Raw genomic sequence first — 26,122 nt, 5'->3', positions numbered from 1 at the left:
TTGTCCTGACTGATTTTCTGCTTCATTTCTGTGACTGATATGCCCTTATTCTAAACAGCAGGAAGCTAGCAAGCGGTACGAGTCGAGCCGCTTCGGATAATCCTGGACAGGCGTAAATATGAGAAATTCCTCGCACCCGCAGGATGCTGAGAGCTCGGCAAGCCGCTCCCTCACCTGCTCCGGTGAACCGCATATGAGCCGTTCCTGCGGCTGTGCACGTTCTTCCTGATCACTTCGCTCCGGTCCGGGCAGCTTCGCAGTCTGCAGAAGCCGCTTCGCCTCCTGCTCCGTTTCGGCACAAATTATGCCAATCGCCATCATCATCCGCGGCTTGTCCATCAGCGCCGAAGGACGAAAGCTTTCCCGATACGTCTTCAGCACTTCAGCTCCGTCACGCTCGCTCATAAACTGCCCAAAAACATAGCCTGTGCCATACTCAGCCGCGAAGCCTGCACTCTTGCTGTTGGTGCCCAGCATCCACAGATCCGGCTGAATTTGCGGTAAAGGTCTCGCCTGTACCCGCTGATCTTCGTAAACATAACGATCTTCCATCAGCTTGACCAAAGCCCTCATCTTCTTAGGCATATCCGCAACATTTTGCAAAAAGTTCCCGCTTAGCGCCATGGAGGCATGAGCGGAACCGCCCGGAGCCCGGCCGATGCCGAGATCAATGCGCCCCGGATATAGCGCAGCCAGCAGGCGGAAGCTTTCAGCTACCTTCAGCGGACTGTAGTGAGGCAGCAGAAGGGCGCCCGTCCCGAGCCTGATCCGGCTTGTTTTGGCCCCGATATGGGCGAGCAGCACCTCCGGGGATGCGCAGGACAGATTCTCAAGATCATGATGCTCGGCTGCCCAGTAGCGCTTGTAGCCCCACTGTTCCACTGACGCTGCTAGCGCCGCTGCCTCCTGAAGCGCAGTTTCATAGGAGATCTCTCCGATTTTCGGTACCAAATCCAGTACGCTTAAGCTTAATCCCGCCATAATTTCAGCCTCCTCTCTCACACGACCGGTATAACCAAATCAAATCTAATAAGATAACTAATCCACATCGTATATTGATCCGACCTTCAGTCCGTACAATTCATTATAGATCTTTTCCGCAAAAGCGTCCGTCATACCCGCAATATAATCGATCACCATATGCTCCCATGTCCAAATCGGATGGCGGCTGGCCTGATCCTTCTCAAAGCGCTGCAGCCAGTCAGACGGGATAATAGATTTGGAAGTGACCGGATCGAGGAAGGCATCCCACAGATGTTTGATCATCCATTCGCTCCGTTTTTGCAGGCGCTGCACACGCAGGTCACGAATCATTGTTACCCAGGCAAAGCTCTTGAGTACGCTGACCGTACGCAGCATATCCAAATCCTCTTCATTGTCCTTAATGAACGTAACCTTTTTCCAGTCCCCGTCCGGAATCACACCCAGATGGCTCACAAACAGATTGACCCAAAAGGCTTTGACCTCACGCCGCGTCCGCGAATAATCATGCTCACAATAAGGTATTTTTTCATTCCATACCTGCAGAAAGGCGGTCATGACATCCTCCACTTTCAGCCGAATGCGGTCCGTATCCCAGCCTTTCCAGAAGGAATCCTCCAACGTTTTGATCTTTTCGATAATCAGGCGGATGATATACGGGTCATGTAGAAAATGCTCATGTACTTCAATTTTTCCGGCCTTGATCCCATCCTCCAAATCATGCGCAGAGTATGCGATGTCATCGCATAAGTCCATTAGCTGCGATTCCAGCGTTCTTTTGCCTTCGGGAATGCCCCAGTTCTTGCGGATCTCCGAGATGTAGCTCCATTCATGCTTGTAGAGCCCCTTCTTGATCAACGTACCCGGAAACGGATACTTGTTAATCCCAAGCAGCACCGCGTCAGATAAATTCAGTCCGTCCACGTTTTCCCGCTTTTCTAGGAACATGATCAGTCGGAAATTATGCGCATTCCCTTCAAAATGCTCATATTTATGCCGCATGCGGAGGCGCACATCATGAATCTGCTCGGAATCCATGTATAGCCCCTCAACCGCTTCTTTCGTCTTATCCTTAATCAACTGGTCCAAAATGCCGTCGAGCACTTCTTCACCCTTATGCCCAAAAGGCGGATGTCCAAAATCATGAGCGATCGCCGCACATTCAACCACCTCTGGATCGATCACGAGCCCCGGATTATCAGCCTTTTCTTCGGTAACCTCGGGGTGTGCCCGCACCAGGCTTTTGGCAGCTTCCCGTGCGATCTGCGCCACTTCAAGCGAATGTGTCAGACGTGTCCGGTAATAGTCTCCGGTTCCTGCGCCAAACACCTGTGACTTGCCCTGCAGGCGGCGGAAGGTCGGGGAATGGATCAGCCGTGAATAATCCCGTTCATACGTCGCTCTGGACGCGTCCTGTCTGGTTTGTTCAGGGTACTGACGGTGTTCTCTTTTGTCCTTGATATTCATATACAGCACTCCTAACTCCAGTTTTTATTTTTTTATTATAAGACATTTCAGTCCGGACTGGGAGTTAGCAAACGCGTAGTACCTTTGCACAAAAAAAGCCGCCCCCGCCAGACCATGACGGTCTTCGCAGGACGACTCTTTCTTAGATATGTGCAACTGCCGGAATCTTATCTTACGTTTATTCGTGCCAATTCCATAACGTCACCTTTCCCACATGGATACCGGACACTTCAGGATCATTTTTCAGCTTTAAAATCTCCTTGGTTGGACCGGTTACGACAGCACCGTAGATGTGAACCCCGTGTTTCTCGACGTATTCCAGTGTCTGCTTCATATCGACAAAAGGAATCAGTTGTTTCGCAATATATTTGTGTTCCGTTAGAATGCGGAGTGTTTTGATAAAGTTCTCATCTCTTAACTCTCCCGAGCCATACATGTCTAAATCAGGATAAGAAGTCGTTGATGTCCCCATCAAAGAAAAGATGCCTGTCTTTTGTTCCGAACGATTGCTGATCTTACCATCGTCGGGATGCCAGACGGGATTTGCCGGAAATCCGATCGGACTCATAACGACGTTATTGTCTCTCCCAGATCGATCTGACCCATCTCCATTATCTACCGCAAACCAGACGGGATCCATCGATTTCCCCTTGAACCGCTGCAGTATTTCGTCTGTCGTATACAGCCGGTTGTAAGACACATAAGCTTCAGCTACAGTCCCCTCGGGGAGCTTCTCAAGTTTATTCCACTCCTGATCGCTGCTAGATCCCTCCGTTCCAGGAAATTGAAACAAACCACTTTGGGTTGCTACAGAGTCCGACCAAGAAAAATGATATAATCTCATCCAGCTAAATAAAAAAGACGCCGAAAAATCCCCTACCTGTACATATTCATCTCCTACGCGTTTGGTTATTGAACTGTTCACCTTCATATTAAAATATGGCCCAGCGTTACTGCTTAGATGAACACTTGTATTTGGATATCCTACAGCAATCGCTGATTCAATCACGTCACGGTCGATATCGCCGAGATCTGGATCACCTGCCGTGTAATAGATACCCGTTCCGATCGCAGACAAGACCGTAAACCAAATAAACAAACTCATTAAAGTCAGCACCGTGCCAAAACGTACCTTCCACTTCCCTCTCCGGAGCAGCTTCTTTTCCCTCCTATGCATCTGCTCCTCTTGAATGGACGGCTTGCCTCGCCTCGAATGCTTGAAGTCTTCATTGTTGTCATCCCTGCCCAGCGTCTCATCCAGATAGGATTGGTAGACCTCCATCTTCTCCAGTTCCCGCTCCAAATCCGCATGTTCTTCGTCCGTAAGCTTCCCGTCCCTGTAGTCCTGCAGCTTCTGCTTGAAATCATCACTCATCCTGATCGCTCCTTTCACGGTTCTTTCTCAGCGGCCAAGGCTTCACCTTCTCGTCCCTGTAATTTTCCAGATGCAAATAAGCGCGGTAAAAGGTCTCCTGCACCAAGTCCTCTGCGGCAGCATCATTACCGCAAAGGGAACGTACATATCGGTATACTTCAGGCATATATTTCTGGTACACGCTTTCGAGTGTGCTGCGCTTCATCATGTAATCCCCTCAACATAACCACGTTTCAAATCCACAATAGTTACAACGGTTTGGAAAATCTTTTAATCCCCTCTATTAATCATCGGCAGCAAAACAGCGGCCCCTTACCTCAAGCTTGAGGCAAAGAACCGCTGTTTTTTACTTTTACCTTTAGTTCTTCATTCTCGGATCGAGCACATCCCGCAGACCGTCGCCGAGCAGGTTGAACCCGAGCACGGTCAGCATAATCGATACCCCCGGGAAAACGACCGTCCACGGCGCCTTTTGAATAAACTGGCGGGAGTCGGATAGCATTTTTCCCCACTCCGGTTCCGGCGGCTGGGCGCCCAAACCGAGGAACCCGAGCGCTGCGGCTTCTATGATCGCATGGGCGATACCTAGCGTACCCTGCACGATAATCGGCGTTAAGCTGTTCGGCAAAATATGGCTGAGCAAAATGCGCATGTTTTTCATTCCGATTGCCTTAGCCGATGTAATGTACTCTTCGTTTTTCAAGCTGAGTACCTTCGCTCTGACCAGCCGCCCGTAGGTTGGAATGTTGACGATGGCAATCGCGTACAGCGCATTTTGCAGCGATGGACCGAGAATGGCCACAATGGCAATGGCGAGCAGGATGCTCGGGAATGCCAGCAAAATATCGAACAGCCGCGAAATGATCATATCCGCCCATTTGCCGAAGTACCCCGCGATAATTCCGAGTGCCGTTCCTGCCACGATAGAGCCGATGACCGAGAAGAATCCGACCCACAAGGAAATCCTGGCCCCGTACAGCACCCGGGTGAACAAATCGCGGCCAAGATCATCCGTTCCGAACCAATGGGTGGAAGACGGCGGCTTCAATCGGTCCATCAACTGCTGCTCCTTATAGTCGAAGGGGGCAATCAGCGGTGCGATCAAGGCAATGAAGATGAAGAACACGATAATGACAAGGCCAGCCAACGCGGTTTTATTTTTGCGAAACGCCCTCCACGCATCTCGCCAGGGGCCCGAAACTTCCTCCATAACCGGAGCAGTGGCGGCACTTGGGTTTACAGTCACTTCTGCCATGTTCTTCCCCCTTATTTGTACTGGATGCGCGGATCGATCAAGGCGTACAGCAGATCCACAATCAGATTAATGACGATAAACATGAACGCAATAATGAGAATGCCGCTTTGAATAACTGGATAGTCCCGAGAACTGATCGCTTCGAAAATATAGCGGCCGACCCCCGGCCAGGCGAAGATCGTCTCCGTCAATACGGCCCCGCCGAGCAGTGAGCCCGTTTGCAAACCGATAACGGTCAGAACGGGAATCGAGGCATTTTTCAGCGCATGCTTGTACACCACGAAAAACTGGGACAAGCCTTTGGCCTTAGCCGTACGGACATAATCGGATTTCATGACCTCAAGCATGCTGGAGCGCGTCATCCGGGCGATGACCGCCATCGGAATCGTGCCGAGCGCAATGCTTGGCAGCACCAGATGCTTCATAACCGTCCACAGCTGATCCCATCTGCCCGCGATGATGGAATCGATGACATACAGGTTCGTGACCGACTCTACCGGATCGCGCTGGTCCATCCGCCCAATCGACGGCAGCCAATGCAGCTTGATCGAAAAAATCCACTGCTCCATCAGTCCCAGCCAAAATATCGGCATCGATACTCCGATCAGTGCGATCACCATAATAATGTAATCAAACCAGGAATTCTGCTTCCAGGCGCTGATGATACCGGCATTCATCCCAACGAAGGTGGCAAACAGCATGCTCGTAATCGTCAGCTCCAGTGTGGCAGCGAGATATGGCATAATCTCCTTGGCTATCGGTTCTTTGGTGCGGATCGATTTTCCAAGGTCGCCTTGAGCCAGATCACCGAGGTACGTAAAATACTGCTGCAGCCAGGGCTTGTTCAGCCCCAGCTGCTCCCGCAGCGCTGCTTTGGATTGTTCGGTGGCCTTCTGACCGAGAATCGTTTCCGCTGGATCACCCGGAATGGCATGAATGATGGAAAATACGATGATCGTCATCCCGATCAGCACTGGAACCAGGATCAACAGGCGTTTTATCACGTATGAGCTCAAAGCAAATCACCTGCCGATTATTCAAAGTAGATGTTGCTATAGGCTTCAGTTCCGGTCGGAGACGGTACGTATCCTTTCAGATTGGCCTTGGCAGCCAGAATTGGCGTTGTATGCACGAGCGGAATCCATGGAATGTCTTTTTTGATGATTTCCTGTGCATTTTTGTACAGCTCGACGCGCTTGTCCTGACTGACTTCCTTCTGGGCTTCGATTAGGATCTTGTGAAGGTCTTCGTTCACATAGAAGCTGCGGTTGTTGCCTGGAATGGAATCCTTGTCGAGCAGGGTATAGATAAAGTTGTCCGGATCGCCGTTGTCGCCCGTCCAACCCAGCATGTAAATATCGTCCTTGGCGCCAGCTTTCGTATCGTCCAGATACGTTGCCCACTCCGGAGATTGGATATTGACTTTCACGCCGATTTTCTCAAAATCGGCCTGGATCGCTTCCGCCACCTTCTTGCCATCCGGCATGTACGGACGGGATACCGGCATCGCATAGAACGTAACCGGCTCTGGTAGTCCGTTCGGATAACCCGCTTCGGCCAGCAGCTTCTTGGCGGTGTCCAGGTTATAATCGTAATCCTGAATGCTGTCGTTATAACCCCACAGCGTTGGAGGCATCGGGTTGACGGCCGGTACGGCCTGGCCTGCAAAGAATGCATCGATAATGCCCTGTTTGTTGACCGCGTGGCTCAGTGCTTCTCTGACCTTTACATTATCAAACGGTTTTTTCTTCAGGTTGAAGCCAAGGTACGCGACGTTAAAGGCTGGACGGTTGATTTTTTGCAGATCGCTTTTGCTTTCGAGTACCGACAGATCATCCGGATTCAAATCCTCCATAATATCAATTTCCCCGTTTTGCAGCGCATTGAAGCGTGCGGAGTTGTCCGGAATGGAACGTACGATGACCTTATTCAGCTTCGGAAGACCTTGCTTCCAGTAGTTCGGATTCTTTTCCAGCGTAATGGAATCATTGCGTTTCCACTCTTTGAATACGAATGGACCTGTGCCAACCGGTTCATTCTTGAAGTTCTCTTTCTTCTCCTTGATCGCGGCCGGACTGGCGATGCCAAAGCAGGTCATAGCGATATTTTGCAGGAATGGCGCCTGCGGCTGGCTCAGCGTAAACTCTACCGTATTGGCGTCTACCGCTTTCACGTCCTTAATGACGCGGGAGCCGTCCGGACCGAACATGGAATCGTAATAGTCGAAGGAATCACCTTCGAATTTGAATTCGCTCTTCGGATCACTCCAGCGTTTGAAGTTGAATACGACGGCATCCGCGTTAAAATCCGTGCCATCATGGAATTTCACGCCTTGGCGCAACTTCAACGTATACTTCATCCCGTCCGGAGATACTTCCCAACTCTCGGCCAGTGCCGGTTGAACCTCGGTTTCACCTTCTTTGTATTCCAGCAGCGAATCGAACACCTGGTGTCCGATTTTCAGCGACTCGCCATCCGTAACGATGGACGGGTCGAGTGCTACCGAATCCCCGCCGCGTCCAAATACGAGTGTATCCTGTGTCTTTTTCTCCTCCGGCTTCGGATCTTCTTTCTTTTCGTTGCTGTTGTCGGTTGTCTTCGGCGTCTCGGATGCCTGCTGATTGTCGTTCTTGCTGCCGCAGCCCGTAAGCGCAAATACCAGTACCATCGTCAGTGCCAGGAACACGCTTGTCCATCTTTTCATCGTTTTTTCCCCTTTCTTTTCTTGAGCGGATAAATGTTTATATGCGGTACTTTGCATGGGTTCGGCCGAACCCTGTATACACAAAGCCTCAAGCAGCAGCTAAGCCGCATTAAACCAAAGTGAACATCTACTCCATACCGGATGACGCGGGAGTATATAGATGACAGGCCGTCATATGACCGCCTCCGGTATCCAGCAGCTGAGGGCGAACCTCGGTGCAGACCTGCATGGCCTTCGGACATCTTGTATGAAAAGCACAGCCCACAGGCGCATTAGCTGGACTCGGCACTTCCCCCTGCAAAATAATCCGCTGCCGCTTCAAATCCGGATCAGGCTCCGGTACGGCAGAAAGAAGCGCCTGGGTGTAAGGATGCTGCGGCATATCGTACAGCTGATGCTTGTTCGCAATTTCGACGATCCGCCCGAGGTACATGACCGCGACGCGGTCGCATATATGCTTCACCACGCTAAGGTCGTGGGCGATAAAAATATAAGTCAGCCTGAATTCATTCTGCAGATCCTGCAGCAGGTTAATAACCTGGGACTGGATGGACACGTCCAGCGCCGACACCGGCTCATCCGCTACGATCAACTTGGGCTGCAGGGTGAGCGCCCTGGCGATACCGATCCGCTGCCGCTGTCCCCCTGAAAATTGATGAGGATATCGATGCAAATGCGTCCGGGTCAGGCCCACGACGTCGATCAGCTTCTCGATCCGCTGCTGCCGCTCTTTACGGCTCTTGATTCCGTGCACGATCAGCGGCTCTTCCAAAATGCGCTGTACGCTGTGGCGCGGGTCCAGTGAGGAGAAAGGGTCCTGAAATACAATCTGCATATCCCGCCGCTGCTTACGCATGGCCTCATCGGGCAGTCCGGTAATTTCCCGGCCTTCAAAAATCACTTTGCCTTCGCTCGGTTCGATTAAACGCAAAATGGAGCGTCCCGTCGTGGATTTGCCGCAGCCTGATTCTCCTACCAGACCGAACGTTTCGCCCCGGCGCACGGAAAATGAAATATCATCGACCGCTTTGACATAGCCTCGCGTCTTGTTCCATAGCCCTTTACGGATCGGAAAATACTTCTTCAGATGCTGAACCTCAAGCAGTGTCTCACTCATACGGCATCCTCCTGTGGGGTTTCATGCAGCCAGCATCTGCTGCTGTGCCCAGCTTCCTGTTCTTTCAAGTTTGGCAGCGCTTCCAAGCATCTTTGCATCATATGTGGACAGCGTGCAGCAAAACGGCAGCCCTGCATATTTTTGCTGAGAATCGGGACATTGCCTGGAATGGAATACAAGCGCTCCCTCGTCTCGTTCATGCGAGGAACCGATTGAATTAGACCTTGCGTATAGGGATGAAGCGGATTTTTAAAAATATCATGTACGCTTCCTTCCTCCACAACTTTGCCGGCATACATGACCGCGACCCGGTGGCACATTTCCGCAACCACGCCAAGATCATGCGTAATCATCATGACCGCCATCCCCCGCTCTTCGTTCAGCCGCCGGATTAACTCCAAAATCTGTGCCTGAATGGTGACGTCAAGCGCGGTCGTTGGCTCATCGGCGATCAGCACCTCGGGACTGCAGGCGATCGACATCGCAATCATGACCCGCTGCCTCATTCCGCCGGACAGCTGATGCGGGTATTCATCAATAATGGACTCCGCTCTGGCGATGCCTACCTTCTTCAACATATCGAGCGTGATGGAGCGCGCTTCTTTCCTGCTGACGCCTCGATGCAGCCGCACCGTTTCCGTAATCTGTTGCCCCACCGTAAATAGCGGATTAAGCGAGGTCATAGGCTCCTGAAAAATCATTGAAATCGAGTTGCCGCGGATTTTGCGCATCTCCCATTCTCTGAGCGGGACGATATCCTTGCCTTTGAACAAGATCGATCCGCTAACAATTTTCCCTGGCGGACTTGGCACCAGCCTCAGCACCGACAGTGAGGTGACGCTTTTGCCGCAGCCGGATTCACCAACAACGCCAAGCACTTCACCCGGATTCAAATACAGATCGACACCGTCAACTGCCGGAATCTCCCCGCGGTCTGTGAAGAAATGCGTTCTTAGATCCTTGATCTCGAGTATTGGCTTGCCCATGCAAAAACTCCTTTGTGCTTGTAATGGGTTCCTTGGATCAAACAATTGAACGAGGGTCAAATGGGTGCAAAAAATGAGCCCGCAAAAACGCCTTTCGGTTTTTTACGCAGCCTTCTGGACAGGTTCTTTTCATACGGGTGATGTAAAAGGTTTCGGTTAAATATACAGCCAATTATTTCGAGAAAACAGCTTGGAATATAGCCCGTCAGATCATCTGAAATTCGAGTCAAAAGTTAAGATGGTATTTTGCCGGAATTAAACTGCGAATGTTTATGCATGATGGTGTGATGAAGTCGTAGGAGTAGAAATAACTTCTGTCTGCATGCGAAGTGGATATTTATTACAAAACTTTACTATAAGAAATAGGTAGATTCAAGAAATATTTTACAGCACGTCAGAATCATATCAAAACAATTTCCTACATATTTATACAATTTAGAACAAAGTAAAACAAAAATGCAAAACAAAGCGCCTACTTCAGGTCTTCATTTTGCATTTTTCGATCGTTTTCGCTTTATTTCACAGAAGGTTGCAGCTATAAATTAATCAGGTATTGGAATCACCGCATCTGCCAGCGCCTTTTCCATTTCGCTCATGTAATGCGTTTGAGCTTGCGCAGTCCATCCCAAATAGGATGCCATCATCTGAATGACAGGCTCCTTCATTTTTCTTGCCAGGTCGATGTTGAACAAGGTCGCGCCGGTACGGCGGGTTAAGAAATCTACCGGAGAGGCCACCATTTCTTCATCCAATGCGTAAGCGAGCTGTCCGTATACCATCAGCGGCATTCCGAAAGAGTTCGCTTTGTCCTTACCTGCCGCTATTCGCTGGTACACCTTCGGCGTATTCGTTCCATACATCCGTGCGATCCGAACCGCTTCCTCCTGGGAGAGGCCAGCCTGTACACCTGCCGGGGCTGTTTTTTGCACAAATGCATCAAACGACTTGGAGCCGCCCATGTCTCCTCCGGAGATCGGAAGATGCTTGGTTTGGCAAGGTTTGAAAGTACGATGCTGCGTTTCACCCAGTTTATGGGCCAGCACGTCGACAATGGTTTCCGCCATTTTACGGTACCCGGTCAGCTTGCCGCCTGCGATGGTCAACAGTCCACTGTCCGACTCCCAAATCTCATCCTTCCGGGAAATCTCGGACGGGTCCTTTCCCTCCTCATAAATGAGTGGACGGACACCGGCCCAGCTGGATTCGATATCCTGCTCAGTCATTTTCACTTCCGGAAACATGAAATTAATGGCCTTGACGATATAACTCCGGTCACTTGCCGTCATTTGTGGATGCACCGGATCCTCTTCATAAAATGTGTCCGTAGTGCCCACATAGGTTTTGCCGTCACGCGGAATCGCGAACACCATTCTTTTATCCGGCGTATCAAAATAAACCGCCTGCCGCAGCGGAAATCTGGACTGGTCAATGACGAGATGGACACCCTTGGTCAGCCTGAGCGTTTTGCCTTTGTTAGACGCGTCCATTTCCCGAATTTGGCCAACCCATGGACCGGTAGAATTGACTACCTTGGCAGCCTTGATTTTGTAAGAATCCCCTGTCAGGAGATCTCGGACGACGGCACCTTTCACCTGCTTCTTGTCATCGTAGATGAGGCTTTCCACCTTGGAGTAGTTCAAGGCCGTAGCTCCATGCTCTACCGCTGCCTTCATTACTTCAATCGTCAGGCGCGCATCATCTGTACGGTATTCGACATAGTATCCCCCGCCCTTAAGACCGTCTTTCTTGATCAGCGGCTCCTTGTCGAGCGTCTGCCCAACAGACAGCATGGAGCGCCGCTCGCCCTTTTTTACACCAGCCAGAAAATCATAGACACGGAGTCCGATCGAGGTGCTGAATTTCCCGAACGTACCGCCCTTATGCATTGGCAGCAGCATCCATTCGGGCGTAGTCACATGTGGGCCATTTTCATACACAATCGCTCTTTCTTTACCGACTTCAGCCACCATACCGACCTCGAATTGCTTTAGATAGCGGAGCCCGCCATGAACCAGCTTGGTCGATCGGCTGGAAGTGCCTGCTGCAAAATCCTGCATCTCCACGAGAGCCGTTTTCATCCCACGGGTTGCCGCGTCGAGGGCGATGCCAGCCCCTGTAATGCCGCCGCCAATGACCAGGACATCAAACGTTTCCCCTCTTAGCGTATTCATAATCTGTTCCCGTTCCGTGTTCGTGAATGTCATGACTGTCCATCTCCTCTGCATGCAAAAGACCATAATAATGCGTACTTAATCTCTAACTTCATGTAAGGGTAAATTTGGATTGAACTCGCGTTCATTTCAAGCTATTTTTATGGATTATTGTAGCAGGGACCGCACGATGCTCACTTGAATGCCATGGCGGCATTCACCGCTTTTTTCCATCCTCCGTACAGTGCTTCACGAACCTCTTCGCTCATCGTCGGTTCAAATTCATGCTGCTTCGCCCACAGCTCCGAGATTTCCTCCTGGCTCTTCCAGTAGCCAACCGCGAGTCCCGCCAAATATGCTGCACCGAGCGCGGTAGTTTCGTTCACGACCGGCCGTTCCACCGGTACCCCCAAAATATCGCTCTGGAACTGCATCAGGAAGTTGTTATGCACGGCGCCGCCGTCCACACGCAGCGTTCTCAGCTCAATGCCGGAATCGCCCTCCATTGCGGAAATAACATCCCGTGTCTGGTACGCCAGCGACTCCAGCACCGCCCGGATAAAATGCTCCTTCGACGTGCCGCGGGTAAGACCAAACACCGCTCCGCGCACATCGCTGTCCCAGTATGGAGTGCCCAGACCCACAAATGCGGGTACCACATAGACCCCTTCCGTACTGCTGACCCGAGCCGCGTAATCCTCGCTTTCCTTCGAATCCTTGAGCATGCGGAGACCGTCCCGGAGCCACTGCACCGCTGATCCTGCCACGAAAATACTGCCCTCCAGCGCATACTCCACACGGCCGTTAATGCCCCACGCGATCGTGGTCAGCAGGCCATGCTCGGAATGGACCGCAGTTTCGCCGGTATTTTTCAGCATAAAACAGCCGGTACCATAGGTATTCTTCGCCATTCCCTCGTCAAAGCAGGCCTGACCGAACAAAGCCGCCTGCTGGTCTCCCGCCGCCCCGGCAATCGGGATTTCCTGCCCGAAAAAGTGATGTTTTGCCGTGTGACCATAAATCTCAGAGGATGGGCGCACCTCAGGCAGCATGGAAGCAGGCACGCCAAGAATCGTGAGCAGCTCCTCGTCCCATTTTAATTCGTGAATGTTGTACATCAGCGTGCGGGATGCATTGGAGTAGTCCGTAACATGCCGCTTGGCCCCGGTGAATTTCCAGATCAGCCAGGAGTCGATCGTGCCGAATAGAAGTTGGCCCTGCTCAGCTTTTTCCCTTGCGCCCTCCACATGGTCGAGAATCCACTTCACCTTGGTTCCCGAAAAATAAGGATCGATGAGGAGGCCTGTTTTTTCACGTACGATATCGTTGTAACCCTTGGACTTCAATTCCTCGCAAATCCCGCTCGTCTGCCGCGACTGCCATACTACCGCATGGTACACCGGCTCTTCGGTTTCCTTATCCCACACAACGGTGGTTTCCCGCTGGTTGGTGATGCCGATGCCTTCGATCTGCTCCGCCTTCACGCCCGATTCGGAAAGAACCGAAGCGATGACCGATAGAATCGATCCCCAAATTTCGTTGGCGTTATGCTCCACCCAGCCCGGCTGCGGAAAATATTGCGTGATCTCTTTTTGCGCGGTATGGACGATTTCCCCGCCTTTATTGAATAAAATCGCGCGCGAACTCGTCGTTCCCTGGTCTAAAGACAATATGTATTTTTCCATAGCTCTCCCCCGTGTAATAAGAATAGACGATATTTGTAAACCCTCTATTAATTATATCAAGTAAATAAATGTCAGATGTTTCTGTTTACTTCTTATGCTATTCCAAATTTTATTATATTTGAAGAAGAAATTTTAAATAATTCCAGTGAATTGGTCAGGCGGGGGCATTTTCATCCTGCTGTCGTTTGTGATCCTTGCCCCCGTACCCTGTGACATGAAAGCATTAATATCCCGAAAATTTAAATGCCGCCCATAAGGTGGCTACGACTCCGCTTGCCACGGCTGTGATAATCGATCCATAAAATGTTCTCTTAAACCACTTCTGGTCTTCCTTTTGAGTGTTTTGTGCAGCAATCGCTGACTGTGCCGTTCTTAACGCTTCATCAGCAATCTCTTTGGCTATCTGAAGCTGATCCAGCCTCTGATGCGCTGATTTAGCGTATTGATCTGCATTACGTGCGATCTCCCTAAGTGTCTCGACAGCCGCGGCAAGCGTAGGAATCACTTCAATTGTTTTTTCAATACACGCAAGTTGGATCTGGATATCCACAAGCAGCTTTGAATTTTCTTTGGATTTTGCATTCACTCCTTCACTCATCATTAAATCCTCCTTTGGCATGGTAATAAAAAAGCCCCCGAGGAGCGATCACGCCATAGGGCTCTACGACCCCTGCCGGAGGCTGCACATCATACAGCCGGTCTTTCAGCGCGGAAACGATATCCATGATCGCTTGCTTGACCGCCACTCTCATCATGCGGACAGCCGAATCTTTTTTCCCTTAAGCCTTAGCCCGACTCCGGCATTCCAAGCGTCTGTTTGCTTGCGCAATTTCGGCTCCTCCTTTCTCTCATGATTTGCACCGGAAACGGGACTGAGGGACAATTCACCGCATAAGAAAAACCGGCTCGATGGCCGGCTCGCATTTGACTGTTTGTGTCTTCGGTTTGTCCTCTTGTTTCCATTTCCGATGATATAATCTTACACCCCTGAATCGGATGCGCTGATGGTGAATCGGACGGATTCAAGAGCATTTGCGGATGAAAATAGTACGAATGTATGTTCTTATTTTTTTCAAGGTGCTATTGGGGCAACGTTGCTTTCATCGGATAAAATTCTGTTGTCATCACGCTTGCAATAACGGCGGGGTCCTCAGCGATGAGTTTTGGGACTTGATCTTCATTCTCAACTTCAATGATTGCGATTCCATGTGGGGCTGTCGGATTTAGAACAGGTCCGAAAACCAGAGCAATCCCTTGTTTCTGCTTTTCGGTCCAATAGGCAATATGTTGTAACATGATGTTCCGTTCTTCATCGGTCATGTCTTGAGAAAAGGTTGTTCTCGGTGGCGTTGACTTTAATATGAAATGTATTTTCTCCAGATTACTGCTTGAAATGTTGTCCGACATTGTGAAATCATCCTCCATCAGTTTGTATTTGTATTTTAGGTCACAGCACTGAATGTAGATTGTCTCAAAAATTACTTTCAAATACGCTCCGAACTTCATGCCCCATCGCACCTCACTCCTTGTTTCTGAAGCTCACCCAGCTTTAGCAGCCCGCGGTCTGCGAACGCCAGCGCCATTTTATAGAACGCTTTGGTCCGGATTTTGGTATACGTATCCTTGCTCACCGGCGGATCCAGAATATAATTGTAGATTTTGTAATCGAACACATCGTCCTGCTTCATGTATCGTTCGCGGATGATCAACTGCTCCCGTTCGCCTAACCGCTCTACGATCGATTCGATCATTTCGCAGTAGGCTCTCCGGGCAGCAGGCACGTCCACATTGTGGACAGCAATTTTGGCGGTCTGGTCGGAAGTTACATTCGTTGGACCATGAAAACGTTCGGTGTAAGAAGCGGTTATACTTGCCTCTCTCTCTTCAAAGATGATGGTTTTATAGATACGGTATTTTTCAAGCAAAGCCTCAACGGCGGTTTGTGTTTTGCGACGATCCAGCTCCGGTAATCCTTGTTCCATGGGTATGCACTCCTTCATATAAAAAATTTTTAATTATTTCTGGCGTGTTCGCATTTTTGTTCGTATAATGATGTTAACATACCACTTTTTGGTACATATCGTAAAACGGCAAAATCGAACCTTTTCAGAAGATAAAGACGAGATTCCCCAATCATTTATACCTTTTGGTATAGATTTCACGTCTTTTCTTTACCTTTTGGCAACAAAAGCGTATATTGAACAGTATAGAACCGGGATCTGCCCTAAGGATTTGGCGAAAATCCCGTGCTTATTAAAGGAGTGGACACATTGTGGAAAACGAATTTGGGAACCTGCTGAAGCAGCTGCGGGAGCAAAAAGGATTGACTATTAATCAGCTGGCCGATGCGGCCGGAATCAGCAACTCGCAAATATCCAGAATGGAAAATGGTGTGCGCGGAGTGCCCAAAGCCACCACTATCCGTAAACTTGCCGAGGCGTTAAACACTTCTTATGGAGATCTGATGATTGCGGCTGGTTATTTGGAAGGGGCTGACGACCTGAACGAGAGTGTAGCGGAACAATCGCCAGAATGGGCTACCTCGAAAGATAAGCGGGACTTCAAAAAGATGCTGGAAGAGGACGGCGAGCTGATGTTTGATGGGATTCCTTTGGACCAGGAGGACAAGCAGCGGATCAAAGACGTGTTGACCGGACTGTTCTGGGAGGCCAAACAAATGAACAAAAGGAAGAAAAACAATAACGGAACTCCGGATGGGAAATAACTTACACCACGACAGCAACTTTCGACTACAACCAACAAAGCAGGTGAAGACTGTGGATGAGATCATTCGAAAGTTAATCCGCAAGTATAAAACCAGCTGCCCTTTCGAGCTTGCGCATGAGCTTGGCATACATATCCGTTATACCGATCTTGGAAAATCGACTAAAGGGCTGTATTACCGTAAGCTGCGCAGACGTTTTATCGTCATACACAATCAGCTTTCTCCCGAATGGCAGAGATTCGTATGTGCGCATGAACTCGGCCATGACCGGCTGCATAAAGGCATTAGCCGCTTTTTTCTGGAGGAGCACTCTTATTTCGCTCCGGGAAAATTTGAACTGCAGGCCAACCGGTTCGCCATCCTCCTGCTGACTGCGGGTACAACGATGGAACAGGAGGAAACTATACAGGATTACTGCCTACGCAATGGCATTCCGCCGGAAATGCAGCTTTTTTCCCGCGTCCGGGACCATAATTGATTCTTTGGTCTTATTACACCTCCCTGATCGTCTATTAGAATAAAAGAGTAGGAAAAATTTTGACTCAATACTAAAATTAGTTATTGATATTACGCGAGTTAACTGCTGTGATTTACGGACTATCGCTTCTTGTCAAACACTAATTATGGCGTTGAACAAAAAATTTATCTATTTACTAAGGGAGGTCATGAAGCTACATGTTCAAAAGTAAATGGCTTACTTCTCTTCTGCTCAGTACCGGCCTGCTTGTAGGCTCGATCGGAACAGCTGCGGCGGCAGATGGAACTCCGGATGGCACTGCTGCAGCTGCTCCAAGTGGCAAGCATATCACCATCCTCCACACGAATGACATGCATGCACGTGCAGTCGCTTCTTCTCCGGAAATGGGATTTGCCAAAGTCAAAGGGATTTTCGATCAATACCGCAGTCAAAATCCGAACACGCTTACGCTTGATGCGGGTGATGCCGTCCACGGTACGCCGTTTGCCACGCTGGTTCGCGGCGAAAGCGTTGTGAAGGTCATGAATGAAGTGGGCTATGATGCCATGGTTCCTGGTAACCATGAATTCAACTACGGCTGGAACCGTTTGGTCGAGCTCTCCCAAATGCTAAAATTCCCAATGCTCAGCTCCAATGTCAAAAAATCTGACGGCTCTGATCTATTTAAACCTTATATCATTAAAGAAATCGATGGTGTCAGAATCGGAATTATCGGCTTCAGCACGCCGGAAACGTCCTATAAAACCAGTCCGAAAAACGTAGAGGGAATCAAATTCACCGATCCGGCCGTTGAAGCCAAAAAAATCGTGGATGAGCTCAATCCTAAAACGGACGTCATCGTTGCCGTCGGACATTTGGGCGAAGACAAGTCCAGCATCGACACCAGCCTGAAGCTCGTTAAAGAAGTGCCCGGCATCGACGTGTTCATCGATGGACACAGCCACACCGTACTGGAACACGGACTGAATGCCGACAACAATACGTTGATTGCCAGCGCCGGTGAATACACCAAATATGTGGGCGTTGTAGATCTGTGGGTCGACGGCGGCAAAGTCGTGAAGAAAGAAGCGAAGCTGGTCGATGAGAACCAGGCTGCTGACATCAAGCCGGATGAAAAAGTAGCCTCTCTCGTCGCTTCCATCCAAAAGGAACAAGAGCCGATTCTGAAGGAAAAGGTCGGCGAAACGCCGGTGAAGCTCGAAGGCTCTCGTGAAAAAATCCGTACCAGCGAAACCAATCTCGGTGATCTCCTGGCCGATGCCATGCGTGATGTGAGCAAATCAGATATCGCTATAACCAATGGCGGTGGTATCCGCGCTTCCATCGAGGCCGGTACCATCACCAAAGGGGATATCGTAACCGTGTTACCTTTCGGCAACCAGATCGTGCAGCTGAAAGTGACCGGTGAAGACATCGTTGCCGCTCTCGAAAATGGTGTATCCGACTATCCGGAATCCAAAGGCGGATTCCCTCAGGTATCCGGAGTCAGCTTCAAAATTGACAAATCCAAGCCCAAAGGCAGCCGCGTGCATTCCGTAACGGTTGACGGCAAAGCGATTGATTTGAAAGCGACGTATACGCTGGCGACCAACGACTTTATGTCGATTGGCGGCGACCAATACACCATGTTCAGCAAATATCCTCAAGCCGGCATGTACGGCGCGCTAGATGAAGCGCTGATCTCTTACATTCATAAAGGCGGCAAAGTACCGACTGAGCCTCAGGGACGCTTCACCGAAGGTGCAGCTCCAGCTCAACAGCCTGAACCTGAGCCTGCCAAACCGGAAACACCGGCTCCGCAGCCCGAGAAACCGACTGCACCTGTAGTAAAGCCTCAGCCAGAACCGACCAAACCGGCTCCGGTTCCAGCAGCAAATGTGTATGTCGTGAAGAAAGGTGATTCGCTCTACTCCATTTCCCTGAAATACGGAACAACCTGGAGAGTGCTGCAGAACCTGAATCATATCAAAAATCCCAACCTGATCTATCCGGGGCAAATCATTAAACTGCCGGCATAAAAAAGGAGCTGTACCAAGCACGCCATCTACAGGCGTACGGTACAGCTCCTTTTCTGTATTTAATGATTAAGTTTGCGAAAGAACTTCGTCCTTGATATGCGTCGCCGCAAAATTCGGCGGGTTGAACCAGTCCCCGCTCTGAGCCCACGTCGGATCTAGCGGTACCCATTTGTTCTGCTCGCTCAGGTATACTTCGTTCCAAGCATGCGGACCATATCCACCCTGACCGTTGTATCCTTGACCGGTAACGACACGGACCTGAAGTCCTTGCGAACGGGCCATTACTGCGTACAGGCGGGCATAGTCGATACAGACCCCTTTTCTCGTGTCGAACGTATTCTGAGGACTCTGCTCGTGCCAGATGCCCTTTTGTTCGTAATCGTCAACCTTGCCGTAGTCGTATTGCACCCTGGTGCCTACCCAGTCGTACAAGCGCCGTGCCTTTTCCTCATCCGTTGTGGCTCCTTTGACGATTTCGGCAGCTGCCGCTTCAATATCATCCGGAATCGCATGATCGATGACCTCATATTTGCGCTGCATAATGCCGCTGAGCTCTTTTTCCACGGCCTTCGTGAACACCGGCAGCTTATCCTTCACCAGATGTCCGGTGAGCGGCTCGATAACCCGCTTCGCTCCTTCCTGATAAATCGGCGAAGCTTCCACGTACTGCGTGAAGGATGAATTCGGATACAGCGACACGAATACAAACAGCAGTGCAACAACAACAATGCAGCGCCCTGCACCGATCAGAAGGCCGATCAATGCTCCGAAGAACCGGCTGAAAATCGATGAGGACTGCCTGCTGCCCGGCACAAACAGCGCACCTCTTCCTCCGAAGATAAGCACTGTAAGCCACCGCAGCAGCAGGCGGATGATACTGTAGCTGAGTATGAACAACACAGCGAACCGCAGCAGAGGAGATTCAGCCATTGACCTGATAAACGTATAATAAATCTGTTCCCATTGGCTTAAGTCCCGGTTTGGAAGCGTGCTGCTGTAATGTGTCAACCATTCCTGTACTTTGGGTGACATCCATTGGGTAAAAGGCACCGACAGCACCAGCGCTACTAAAATAAAAACTCCCTCCCGCAGCAGGGAGAGAAGTCTTCCAGCCGAACGCGATGCTCCCCTACCCCAGCCTTGAAGCAGCGAGACGAGCATAATCAGCAGCAAAAAAATAGAAACGATGTTGAATTCCTGCAGACTCTTCATCCATGATTGCAACATAAGATGACCTCCCTCCATGAGACGGCATGGAAAAAGCCTGCTTTATTTCCCCGGTGAAACATTCGAGTTATTCTTGGCTTCCGAGATAAATGACTTGACGGTGTCGTTGATTTTCCACTGCCCGAGCGATACGCCCCGTAGTGATACCTCCACCTTGTCATTGCCCTTTTGGCCTTTCATCTCCAAATTCGGCGATGTAATCGTAAAGTTCCCGGCCGCATCCGATGTATATTTTGCTTCTTTTGCTTCCTTCATCATGACGTTTGTCGCTTCAGTCTTTACGGTATCCACGGTTTCAGTCGTGACATCATTCACTACGTTCTTGATTTTGTCAAGTGAAACTCCGCTGTACACCAACACGGCCACAACGATGATGATGACGAGTACCCATTTCACCATTGTCTTTACTAGATTTAGGACCACAAACAGCACAATGAGAGCAATAACGATTATCAGCCAGTTTTGCTGTATAAAATCGGACCAAACCTGCGTATTCATTCACCTATCACTCCCATCAGCCGAAGCTTGTTATCAGACCCTCTAGTAATCTAGCGGTCTGCCATTTTAGATTATACATGATTCCCTTATAGCCTGTCAGCCTTCTCCTGCCTCCGCCTTCGGCTACATGCCTATCAAATACGCTTCCATCCAAAAATAGGGTCTAATACGCCAAGTACAAGCGTACATGTAAAGAGAATGAGCTAAAGACAAGTCCGGCGTTTGTTATTTCTGTCCGAAATAGAGTCGGCTGAAGAAAAGACAGTGCTATAGGTCCATCTCCCGGATCGAGCCTGCTTGTCTATTGATCGTACAGAAAGGAGCTGCTCACGTGAAAACCGCTATTTGGCTCTACATGTTTTTGTTTCTGGCTTTTTTTGATCTTCATGCCCAGTATCCTATCTTGACTCCGTTTGCAGTGTCCCTCGGGGCAGCACCTGTCTTTATCGGCTGGATGATGGGCATCTATGCCCTGACGCATCTCCCGGGAAATTTGATCGCCGGAACCGTAATCGACAGGCATGGCAGCCGTCGTTATATTATTTTCAGCCTCGTTTCGGCCGGGATCGTGCTGCTCCTCCAGTCCCAGGTGCATTATCCCTGGCAGCTGCTTGTGCTGCGTTCCATCAGCGGATTTGTCCTTGCCTTCCTCTCTCCTGCCTGCCTAACGCTGCTGGCTTCGCTCTCATCCGACAAAGTAACCCAAGGTAAACTCATGTCGGGTCATGGCGTTGTGCATACGCTTGCCTCGGTGGTATCACCAGCCGCAGGTGCGTTTATCGTCGCTAAAGCCGGATATTCCACTACCTTTCAAAGCCTAGGGTGGCTGCTGATTGCCACCGGCGTCATGGCCATTTTCAGTGTACCCCGCCCCCTCCAGAGGTCCGAACCATCGGCCGCCTCATCCGGGGAGAAGGATCCTGCGGTTGTTCCTAAACTACAGGTGCCTTGGCGCATATATATTCTGCCTTTTATCATCTCATGCTCACAGGGCATATTATTTTTCGAGCTGCCTTTGCGCTCTACCGGCGTGGACGGCATCATGTCGACCGGTATTCTTTTCTCCATCATGAGCATCGGCGCGCTCGTCACACTCAGTATGCTTTTTGTGAACCGCTTTTCTCCCTTCAAAAGAGTTCTTGGCGGCATCTTTGTGCTCGCGGTTTGTTTTTACTGTCTCGCCGCGCTTCAGTCCATCCCGCTCACAACCACATTGCTTATCCTTGGGATGGCAAAAGGGATTATTTTCCCCGCGATGGCTTCGCTGTTCATTCAGCTGAGCGGAGGCAGCAGACTGGGAAGGGTCTTTTCGCTGCAATCGATCGCCATGTCCATCGGCTCCTTTATCGGACCGATTGCTGCCGGACAGCTTCGCACCTTCGTATCGCCTTACTTTATTGCTTTTGTCCTACTGATGGTTGGACTCATGGTTATCCCGATCAGCCGAAAGCCTGGATCCCTGCTCTATCCCAATATCAACCAAAACCCTGCCTCCTAGCCTCTAACGTAGGTAAATACCCAAATCCACCTAAATGGGCCACTGCACAAAACATATGCCTTCCACCCACATAGGATACATTGTGTTAAGCGACATCAAATATAGCGGGGTGATTAGGAATGAGTCATTGCGGTCCTCATGTAGCTCCAGTAGCCAATGTAGCTCCAGTTGTTTCACCAGTCTATGGTGGATGCCACCACCACAGCAATATCGGAACAGTTCTGGTGCTCTTCATCTTACTGGTAATTATTCTGCGTGCCTTCTGGTGCTGCTAAGTTAATTTCGACCTGAAAAGGACGATCTGCCCTATCCACAGGACAGATCGTCTTGTTTTTTGCATGACAGATAAGAAAAGAGCTACACTAAGGGAGAACCGGGCTGCAATTGTATTTTCAACATTTCCCGGGGAATTTCGATAGGAGTGTTGTCAGCTCCTGTGCCCGAGGTGAGACTATCATGTCTATATTTATTGTCGTTGAGGGGAAAAATGACCGTAGTAAGCTCCGCAGGCTGCTACAAGAGGAAATTCGCATTTTGTGCACATTCGGCACACTGGGCTCCAACAAGCTGGAGTCCCTTCGCAAGGAGATCGGAGACGAAGAGGTGTATTTGTTTATGGATAATGATAGCTCCGGCAAAAAAATTCGCGGTGTTCTCCGCGATGCCTTTCCCGACGCAGAACATATCTATACCCGGCGCGGCTATCCCGGTGTCGAAGGTACACCCGACGAATATCTGGTGGCCCAGCTCGAGAAGGCCGGTCTGGAGGAATACATCATTTATCCAGATAATTTGAACTAAAATTTAAACAGGTAATTATTCTTTAGTTCAATTTATCCAGATCCCCCTCTTTATCCTTAAAAAGCGCCGCTGATTTACCTGTGTGGTAATTCAAGCGGCGCTTATGAATGCCTGTCAGCTTATTCTTTTGCCAGATCTTCAACATCCTTGGCGAGCGATTCTGCGGTGACATTATCCGTGTCGTTCGCGTTATACAGCTTGCGTACGTTGTTGTCACGGTCAACCAAAGCAATGACATTGGAGTGGGCAAAATTATCCTTGTTATCGCCCATAATGCCGATTTTAAACGACTTCTCGGCGATATCTTTGATTTTCTGGTCATCACCTCTCAAGAAATACCATCCGTTATAATCCACGTAAAATTTATCTGCAAATGCTTTAATCTTTTCCTTGGTGTCTACCTTCGGGTCAAAAGATATAGAGACAAATTCAACATCTTTAGGGAAGACACCGTCCTTAATGAGCTGCTTCTGCGTCTGAGAGAGCAAGAATGTCGTTACGGGACATACATCCGGGCAGCTTGTATAAAAGAAATAAAAGAGCCTTACTTTCCCCTTCGTATCATCTAGCGTTACAGTCTTGCCATCTACATTTTCCAAGGAAAAGTCCTCAACTTGTCCCAGAACCGGCAGCTTGGATTTGCCAAACCCTGTGCTGGTGTAGATCAGGTAGCCAGCCATAATGATAATGACAGCTAGCAAAATCCATGTCCATTTATAACGTTTCAACATTCGGTTAACGCTTCCTCTCTCCCCATGATATGAGCCGGGTGGCTCAGCTTCAAAATAACCGTTATGTAAGATCAGGTAGAAGTTCAAGAACTTCTACCTGATTTCTAGAAAAAATCCCATGCATCCATGGGATTTGTCCGTTATATATTTTAATGCACGGTGTTCAGGATCATCACGATGAGGCTTAGGGTCAAATAGTTAATCGAGAAGATAAACAGCTTTTTCGCCCATGCTTCGTCATCTTTTGCAGTGAGGCCCTTAATACCGAGGAACAGCCATATCAGCGACAGCAATGTTCCTATGATCATAAAGTAAATACCGGTATATCCGTACGCATACATCAAATATGGAATTGGAACCAGTAGCACCAGATACGGAATAATCTGAATTTTGGTGCGTTTAATTCCTTTTACAACAGGTAGAAGCGGATATCCTGCTGCTCTGTATTCTTCCACACGGCGGATGCCAAGTGCCCAGAAATGCGGCGGCTGCCACAAAAACAGCAGTGCGAAGAGCAGTACAGCTCCGAAATCGACCGTATGCGTTACCGCCACATACCCGATGACTGGAGGCATTGCTCCGGAGATGGCACCCACCGATGTGCTCCAAGTCGAAGAGCGTTTCAGCCACATAGTGTACACGACCGCATAAACGAACATTCCCACCATTCCGAAAATGCCGGCCAGAACCCCTGAGAAAATAAACAGATCAGCCAGTCCTAGTGCACCAAGTATAAAGGCATACCAGAGTACTACTGAGGGCTTCAGTCGCCCTGTTGGAAGGGTACGATTGCGCGTACGCTCCATCTTTGTATCGAGTTCACGATCAAAATAATTGTTATATACACAGGCAGAAGCCATGACAAGCACAGTTCCAAGAAGGGTCAAAATCATTTTACCAAACTGAATGTCCCACTGGGACGCGACCCAATATCCTGCAAAAACAGCAATTAAATTAGAACGGATAATCCCGGGTTTCGTAAGTGTAATGAAATCTCTCCACGTTGCCGATGAATCCGGGGGCGTTTGCTTGATGGAAAGCGTTGCGGAATCCGAAGGAGCCTGGTAACTTAAATGATTGTCCACGCCTTGAGAATCCTCCTTATTCTGTCATGATGGAGGAAAGATATCCCCGCTATAAAGTTTATCATATCAAAAGTTAAAAGTGTTTGACAATCATCTCCAAAATCATTCACCAATTTGACAATATGGTGACACAATTAAGTATGGTCATTTCCTTATATATTCATCCAAAAGTGGGTAGTAACTATTATAAGGAAGCGAAACAGCAGGATTTGCAAAATTCTCACATGATCCGCACATGGCCGCAAGAATTGTATTTCAGGATTTGTTACAATAATAATAAGAACAACATGAAGGAGACATGGTAATGGATACAGCCACGCATTTTGTGATGGGACTCAGTTTGGCTGGTCTTGCCTACGTTGATCCAGCGGTAGCCGCAAGCCCCGCGCTTGCAACCGCTGTACTTCTGGGTACGGTCATCGGTTCTCAGGCCCCTGATTTCGATGGGGTTTTGCGCATCAAAAGCAATGCCCTGTACGTAAAAAATCACCGGGGAATCACGCATTCTCTTCCCTTTCTCGTTATTTGGACCGCGCTGATCAGCAGCATTCTGTCACTGCTGTTTAGGACGGTGCCTGCCGGACACATCGTTCTATGGACCGGAGTTGCCGTGTGCGTTCATGTATTCAGCGATTTGTTCAATACGTATGGAACCCAGGCTGCTCGGCCATTTTCAGAGCGGTGGATCTCCTGGAATATCATTCATATTTTCGATCCGTTTATTTTTTCAACGCATGCCGTTGCCATCCTGCTCTGGAGCACCGGTGCAGTTCATCCCGCCCCGTTATTTACGGGCTTGTACATTCTGACGGCAATCTATTATGTCTGGCGGACCGTTGTTCATTCACTTAGAACAGCTGAGGTCAAACGGCTGGATTCCACCCGTAAGGAGGGTGAACGCTACTATGTCATTCCGACGGTCACCTTTCATAAATGGCATGTGGTGAAAGCTCTGACTGACGGAAGCTATGAAATCGGTGTTCTGAACGGAAACGGGCTGGAATGGCGCAAGCATGCGGTTACCGAGCAGCACCCGGCTATAGAGCATTCTAAGCAGCATCCGGATGTGCAGGCGTTCCTTTATTTCACGTCTTTTGCCGTTGCGGAAGTGGAGAATCTCCCTTGGGGGTACATTGTCCGCTGGGCCGATGTCCGTTACCGCCACCGGAAGCAATACCCGTTTGTAGCTGTACTCGTCATGGATAAACAATTCCAACCGATCAACACCTACGTCGGATGGCTAAGTGAGAAGAAAATGGATAAAAGGCTGTCCATCAATTCAGGCTGATAAAAGCCTTCTTATTAAATGAGGCTGTTTCCTCTGAGGAAGCAGCCTTTTCC

General features: G+C 49.5%; 25 protein-coding genes. 6 read left to right on the top strand and 19 right to left on the bottom strand.

Annotation, left to right across the window (positions count from 1 at the left end; genetic code table 11):
• Nucleotides 1-45: 45 nt before the first annotated feature.
• From MUG84_RS22070 to MUG84_RS22000, 15 genes are all read right to left on the bottom strand, one after another.
• The gene (locus MUG84_RS22070; protein WP_244728997.1) at nt 46-981 is read right to left on the bottom strand and encodes an MsnO8 family LLM class oxidoreductase; all 936 of its coding nucleotides are present in this window, start codon (nt 979-981) and stop codon (nt 46-48) included.
• Between the two features lie 57 nt (nt 982-1,038).
• Nucleotides 1,039-2,448, bottom strand: coding sequence for a deoxyguanosinetriphosphate triphosphohydrolase family protein (locus MUG84_RS22065; RefSeq protein ID WP_244728995.1), 1,410 nt, complete (start codon nt 2,446-2,448; stop codon nt 1,039-1,041).
• A 178-nt stretch (nt 2,449-2,626) separates the two neighbouring features.
• On the bottom strand, nt 2,627-3,823 hold the full coding sequence (locus tag MUG84_RS22060; RefSeq protein WP_244728993.1) for an anti-sigma factor: 1,197 nt from the start codon (nt 3,821-3,823) through the stop codon (nt 2,627-2,629).
• Nucleotides 3,816-4,031, bottom strand: a complete 216-nt coding sequence (locus MUG84_RS22055) for a sigma factor (RefSeq protein ID WP_244728991.1) — start codon at nt 4,029-4,031, stop codon at nt 3,816-3,818. Before MUG84_RS22055 ends, MUG84_RS22060 begins: the two co-directional genes overlap by 8 nt.
• Nucleotides 4,032-4,181: 150 nt before the next feature.
• Nucleotides 4,182-5,078, bottom strand: coding sequence for a nickel transporter permease (gene nikC, locus MUG84_RS22050; RefSeq protein WP_244728989.1), 897 nt, complete (start codon nt 5,076-5,078; stop codon nt 4,182-4,184).
• 11 nt (nt 5,079-5,089) lie between these two features.
• The gene (locus tag MUG84_RS22045) at nt 5,090-6,094 is read right to left on the bottom strand and encodes an ABC transporter permease (RefSeq protein ID WP_244728987.1); all 1,005 of its coding nucleotides are present in this window, start codon (nt 6,092-6,094) and stop codon (nt 5,090-5,092) included.
• Nucleotides 6,095-6,111: 17 nt separating this feature from the next.
• Nucleotides 6,112-7,782, bottom strand: coding sequence for an ABC transporter substrate-binding protein (locus MUG84_RS22040; protein ID WP_244728985.1), 1,671 nt, complete (start codon nt 7,780-7,782; stop codon nt 6,112-6,114).
• 127 nt (nt 7,783-7,909) lie between these two features.
• On the bottom strand, nt 7,910-8,899 hold the full coding sequence (locus tag MUG84_RS22035; RefSeq protein WP_244728982.1) for an ABC transporter ATP-binding protein: 990 nt from the start codon (nt 8,897-8,899) through the stop codon (nt 7,910-7,912).
• Nucleotides 8,896-9,885: an ABC transporter ATP-binding protein gene (locus tag MUG84_RS22030; protein WP_244728980.1), complete on the bottom strand. Its 990-nt coding sequence runs from the start codon at nt 9,883-9,885 to the stop codon at nt 8,896-8,898. Before MUG84_RS22030 ends, MUG84_RS22035 begins: the two co-directional genes overlap by 4 nt.
• A gap of 542 nt (nt 9,886-10,427) precedes the next feature.
• Nucleotides 10,428-12,089 (bottom strand): glycerol-3-phosphate dehydrogenase/oxidase, encoded by a 1,662-nt coding sequence (locus MUG84_RS22025; protein WP_244728978.1) that lies wholly within the window; start codon nt 12,087-12,089, stop codon nt 10,428-10,430.
• Between the two features lie 140 nt (nt 12,090-12,229).
• A complete protein-coding gene (glpK, locus tag MUG84_RS22020) occupies nt 12,230-13,720 on the bottom strand; it encodes a glycerol kinase GlpK (protein ID WP_244728976.1) in 1,491 nt (496 codons plus the stop codon).
• A 223-nt stretch (nt 13,721-13,943) separates the two neighbouring features.
• Entirely contained in the window at nt 13,944-14,321 is a 378-nt protein-coding gene (locus tag MUG84_RS22015; RefSeq protein WP_244728975.1) for a hypothetical protein, read from the bottom strand.
• Complete coding sequence (locus MUG84_RS22010; protein ID WP_244728973.1) at nt 14,311-14,475, bottom strand: hypothetical protein; 165 nt, start codon at nt 14,473-14,475, stop codon at nt 14,311-14,313. The genes MUG84_RS22015 and MUG84_RS22010 overlap by 11 nt, the downstream gene beginning before the upstream one ends.
• A gap of 325 nt (nt 14,476-14,800) precedes the next feature.
• Nucleotides 14,801-15,127, bottom strand: coding sequence for a YciI family protein (locus tag MUG84_RS22005; RefSeq protein WP_244728971.1), 327 nt, complete (start codon nt 15,125-15,127; stop codon nt 14,801-14,803).
• Between the two features lie 95 nt (nt 15,128-15,222).
• Nucleotides 15,223-15,702: an ArpU family phage packaging/lysis transcriptional regulator gene (locus tag MUG84_RS22000; protein WP_244728969.1), complete on the bottom strand. Its 480-nt coding sequence runs from the start codon at nt 15,700-15,702 to the stop codon at nt 15,223-15,225.
• 287 nt (nt 15,703-15,989) lie between these two features.
• Here MUG84_RS22000 and MUG84_RS21995 point away from each other — a divergent pair, with 287 nt between their 5' ends.
• The 3 genes from MUG84_RS21995 to MUG84_RS21985 all read left to right on the top strand — a co-directional run bounded on the left by MUG84_RS21995 (nt 15,990) and on the right by MUG84_RS21985 (nt 18,941).
• Entirely contained in the window at nt 15,990-16,445 is a 456-nt protein-coding gene (locus MUG84_RS21995) for a helix-turn-helix domain-containing protein (RefSeq protein ID WP_425313265.1), read from the top strand.
• 52 nt (nt 16,446-16,497) lie between these two features.
• Nucleotides 16,498-16,923, top strand: coding sequence for an ImmA/IrrE family metallo-endopeptidase (locus MUG84_RS21990; protein WP_244728965.1), 426 nt, complete (start codon nt 16,498-16,500; stop codon nt 16,921-16,923).
• Nucleotides 16,924-17,120: 197 nt separating this feature from the next.
• Nucleotides 17,121-18,941 (top strand): 5'-nucleotidase C-terminal domain-containing protein, encoded by a 1,821-nt coding sequence (locus MUG84_RS21985; protein WP_244728963.1) that lies wholly within the window; start codon nt 17,121-17,123, stop codon nt 18,939-18,941.
• 66 nt (nt 18,942-19,007) lie between these two features.
• Here the strand turns inward: MUG84_RS21985 and MUG84_RS21980 are convergent, their stop codons facing one another.
• Together MUG84_RS21980 and MUG84_RS21975 are read right to left on the bottom strand one after the other, a co-directional pair.
• Nucleotides 19,008-20,168 (bottom strand): transglutaminase-like domain-containing protein, encoded by a 1,161-nt coding sequence (locus tag MUG84_RS21980; protein ID WP_244728961.1) that lies wholly within the window; start codon nt 20,166-20,168, stop codon nt 19,008-19,010.
• A gap of 42 nt (nt 20,169-20,210) precedes the next feature.
• Nucleotides 20,211-20,666, bottom strand: coding sequence for a hypothetical protein (locus tag MUG84_RS21975; protein WP_244728959.1), 456 nt, complete (start codon nt 20,664-20,666; stop codon nt 20,211-20,213).
• A gap of 331 nt (nt 20,667-20,997) precedes the next feature.
• Between MUG84_RS21975 and MUG84_RS21970 the strand changes: the two genes are divergently transcribed.
• Together MUG84_RS21970 and MUG84_RS21965 are read left to right on the top strand one after the other, a co-directional pair.
• Complete coding sequence (locus MUG84_RS21970) at nt 20,998-22,164, top strand: MFS transporter (RefSeq protein ID WP_244728957.1); 1,167 nt, start codon at nt 20,998-21,000, stop codon at nt 22,162-22,164.
• Nucleotides 22,165-22,620: 456 nt separating this feature from the next.
• Entirely contained in the window at nt 22,621-22,965 is a 345-nt protein-coding gene (locus MUG84_RS21965; protein WP_244728955.1) for a toprim domain-containing protein, read from the top strand.
• 119 nt (nt 22,966-23,084) lie between these two features.
• On the opposite strand, the gene MUG84_RS21960 is transcribed toward MUG84_RS21965, so the two are convergent.
• Both MUG84_RS21960 and cyoE read right to left on the bottom strand, forming a co-directional pair.
• A complete protein-coding gene (locus MUG84_RS21960; protein WP_244728952.1) occupies nt 23,085-23,696 on the bottom strand; it encodes an SCO family protein in 612 nt (203 codons plus the stop codon).
• Nucleotides 23,697-23,845: 149 nt separating this feature from the next.
• Complete coding sequence (gene cyoE, locus MUG84_RS21955; protein ID WP_244728950.1) at nt 23,846-24,781, bottom strand: heme o synthase; 936 nt, start codon at nt 24,779-24,781, stop codon at nt 23,846-23,848.
• Between the two features lie 304 nt (nt 24,782-25,085).
• Here cyoE and MUG84_RS21950 point away from each other — a divergent pair, with 304 nt between their 5' ends.
• A complete protein-coding gene (locus MUG84_RS21950; protein ID WP_244728948.1) occupies nt 25,086-26,069 on the top strand; it encodes a metal-dependent hydrolase in 984 nt (327 codons plus the stop codon).
• Nucleotides 26,070-26,122: the final 53 nt, after the last annotated feature.

It is taken from the genome of Paenibacillus mangrovi, from assembly GCF_022898935.1.
Taxonomy (GTDB): domain Bacteria; phylum Bacillota; class Bacilli; order Paenibacillales; family Paenibacillaceae; genus Paenibacillus_AQ; species Paenibacillus_AQ mangrovi.
Note: the sequence above shows the minus strand (reverse complement) of the source record. Positions and strands in the feature narration are given on the sequence as shown.

Excerpts from the sequence above, each read along its gene's own strand:
- MUG84_RS22070 (WP_244728997.1), bottom strand. The coding sequence starts at position 981 with ATGGCGGGATTAAGCTTAAGCGTACTGGATTTGGTACCGAAAATCGGA.
- MUG84_RS22065 (WP_244728995.1), bottom strand. The coding sequence starts at position 2,448 with ATGAATATCAAGGACAAAAGAGAACACCGTCAGTACCCTGAACAAACC.
- MUG84_RS22060 (WP_244728993.1), bottom strand. The coding sequence starts at position 3,823 with ATGAGTGATGATTTCAAGCAGAAGCTGCAGGACTACAGGGACGGGAAG.
- MUG84_RS22055 (WP_244728991.1), bottom strand. The coding sequence starts at position 4,031 with ATGATGAAGCGCAGCACACTCGAAAGCGTGTACCAGAAATATATGCCT.
- nikC (WP_244728989.1), bottom strand. The coding sequence starts at position 5,078 with ATGGCAGAAGTGACTGTAAACCCAAGTGCCGCCACTGCTCCGGTTATG.
- MUG84_RS22040 (WP_244728985.1), bottom strand. The coding sequence starts at position 7,782 with ATGAAAAGATGGACAAGCGTGTTCCTGGCACTGACGATGGTACTGGTA.
- MUG84_RS22035 (WP_244728982.1), bottom strand. The coding sequence starts at position 8,899 with ATGAGTGAGACACTGCTTGAGGTTCAGCATCTGAAGAAGTATTTTCCG.
- MUG84_RS22030 (WP_244728980.1), bottom strand. The coding sequence starts at position 9,885 with ATGGGCAAGCCAATACTCGAGATCAAGGATCTAAGAACGCATTTCTTC.
- MUG84_RS22025 (WP_244728978.1), bottom strand. The coding sequence starts at position 12,089 with ATGACATTCACGAACACGGAACGGGAACAGATTATGAATACGCTAAGA.
- glpK (WP_244728976.1), bottom strand. The coding sequence starts at position 13,720 with ATGGAAAAATACATATTGTCTTTAGACCAGGGAACGACGAGTTCGCGC.
- MUG84_RS22015 (WP_244728975.1), bottom strand. The coding sequence starts at position 14,321 with ATGATGAGTGAAGGAGTGAATGCAAAATCCAAAGAAAATTCAAAGCTG.
- MUG84_RS22010 (WP_244728973.1), bottom strand. The coding sequence starts at position 14,475 with ATGATGAGAGTGGCGGTCAAGCAAGCGATCATGGATATCGTTTCCGCG.
- MUG84_RS22005 (WP_244728971.1), bottom strand. The coding sequence starts at position 15,127 with ATGTCGGACAACATTTCAAGCAGTAATCTGGAGAAAATACATTTCATA.
- MUG84_RS22000 (WP_244728969.1), bottom strand. The coding sequence starts at position 15,702 with ATGGAACAAGGATTACCGGAGCTGGATCGTCGCAAAACACAAACCGCC.
- MUG84_RS21985 (WP_244728963.1), top strand. The coding sequence starts at position 17,121 with ATGTTCAAAAGTAAATGGCTTACTTCTCTTCTGCTCAGTACCGGCCTG.
- MUG84_RS21980 (WP_244728961.1), bottom strand. The coding sequence starts at position 20,168 with ATGTTGCAATCATGGATGAAGAGTCTGCAGGAATTCAACATCGTTTCT.
- MUG84_RS21975 (WP_244728959.1), bottom strand. The coding sequence starts at position 20,666 with ATGAATACGCAGGTTTGGTCCGATTTTATACAGCAAAACTGGCTGATA.
- MUG84_RS21965 (WP_244728955.1), top strand. The coding sequence starts at position 22,621 with ATGTCTATATTTATTGTCGTTGAGGGGAAAAATGACCGTAGTAAGCTC.
- MUG84_RS21960 (WP_244728952.1), bottom strand. The coding sequence starts at position 23,696 with ATGTTGAAACGTTATAAATGGACATGGATTTTGCTAGCTGTCATTATC.
- MUG84_RS21950 (WP_244728948.1), top strand. The coding sequence starts at position 25,086 with ATGGATACAGCCACGCATTTTGTGATGGGACTCAGTTTGGCTGGTCTT.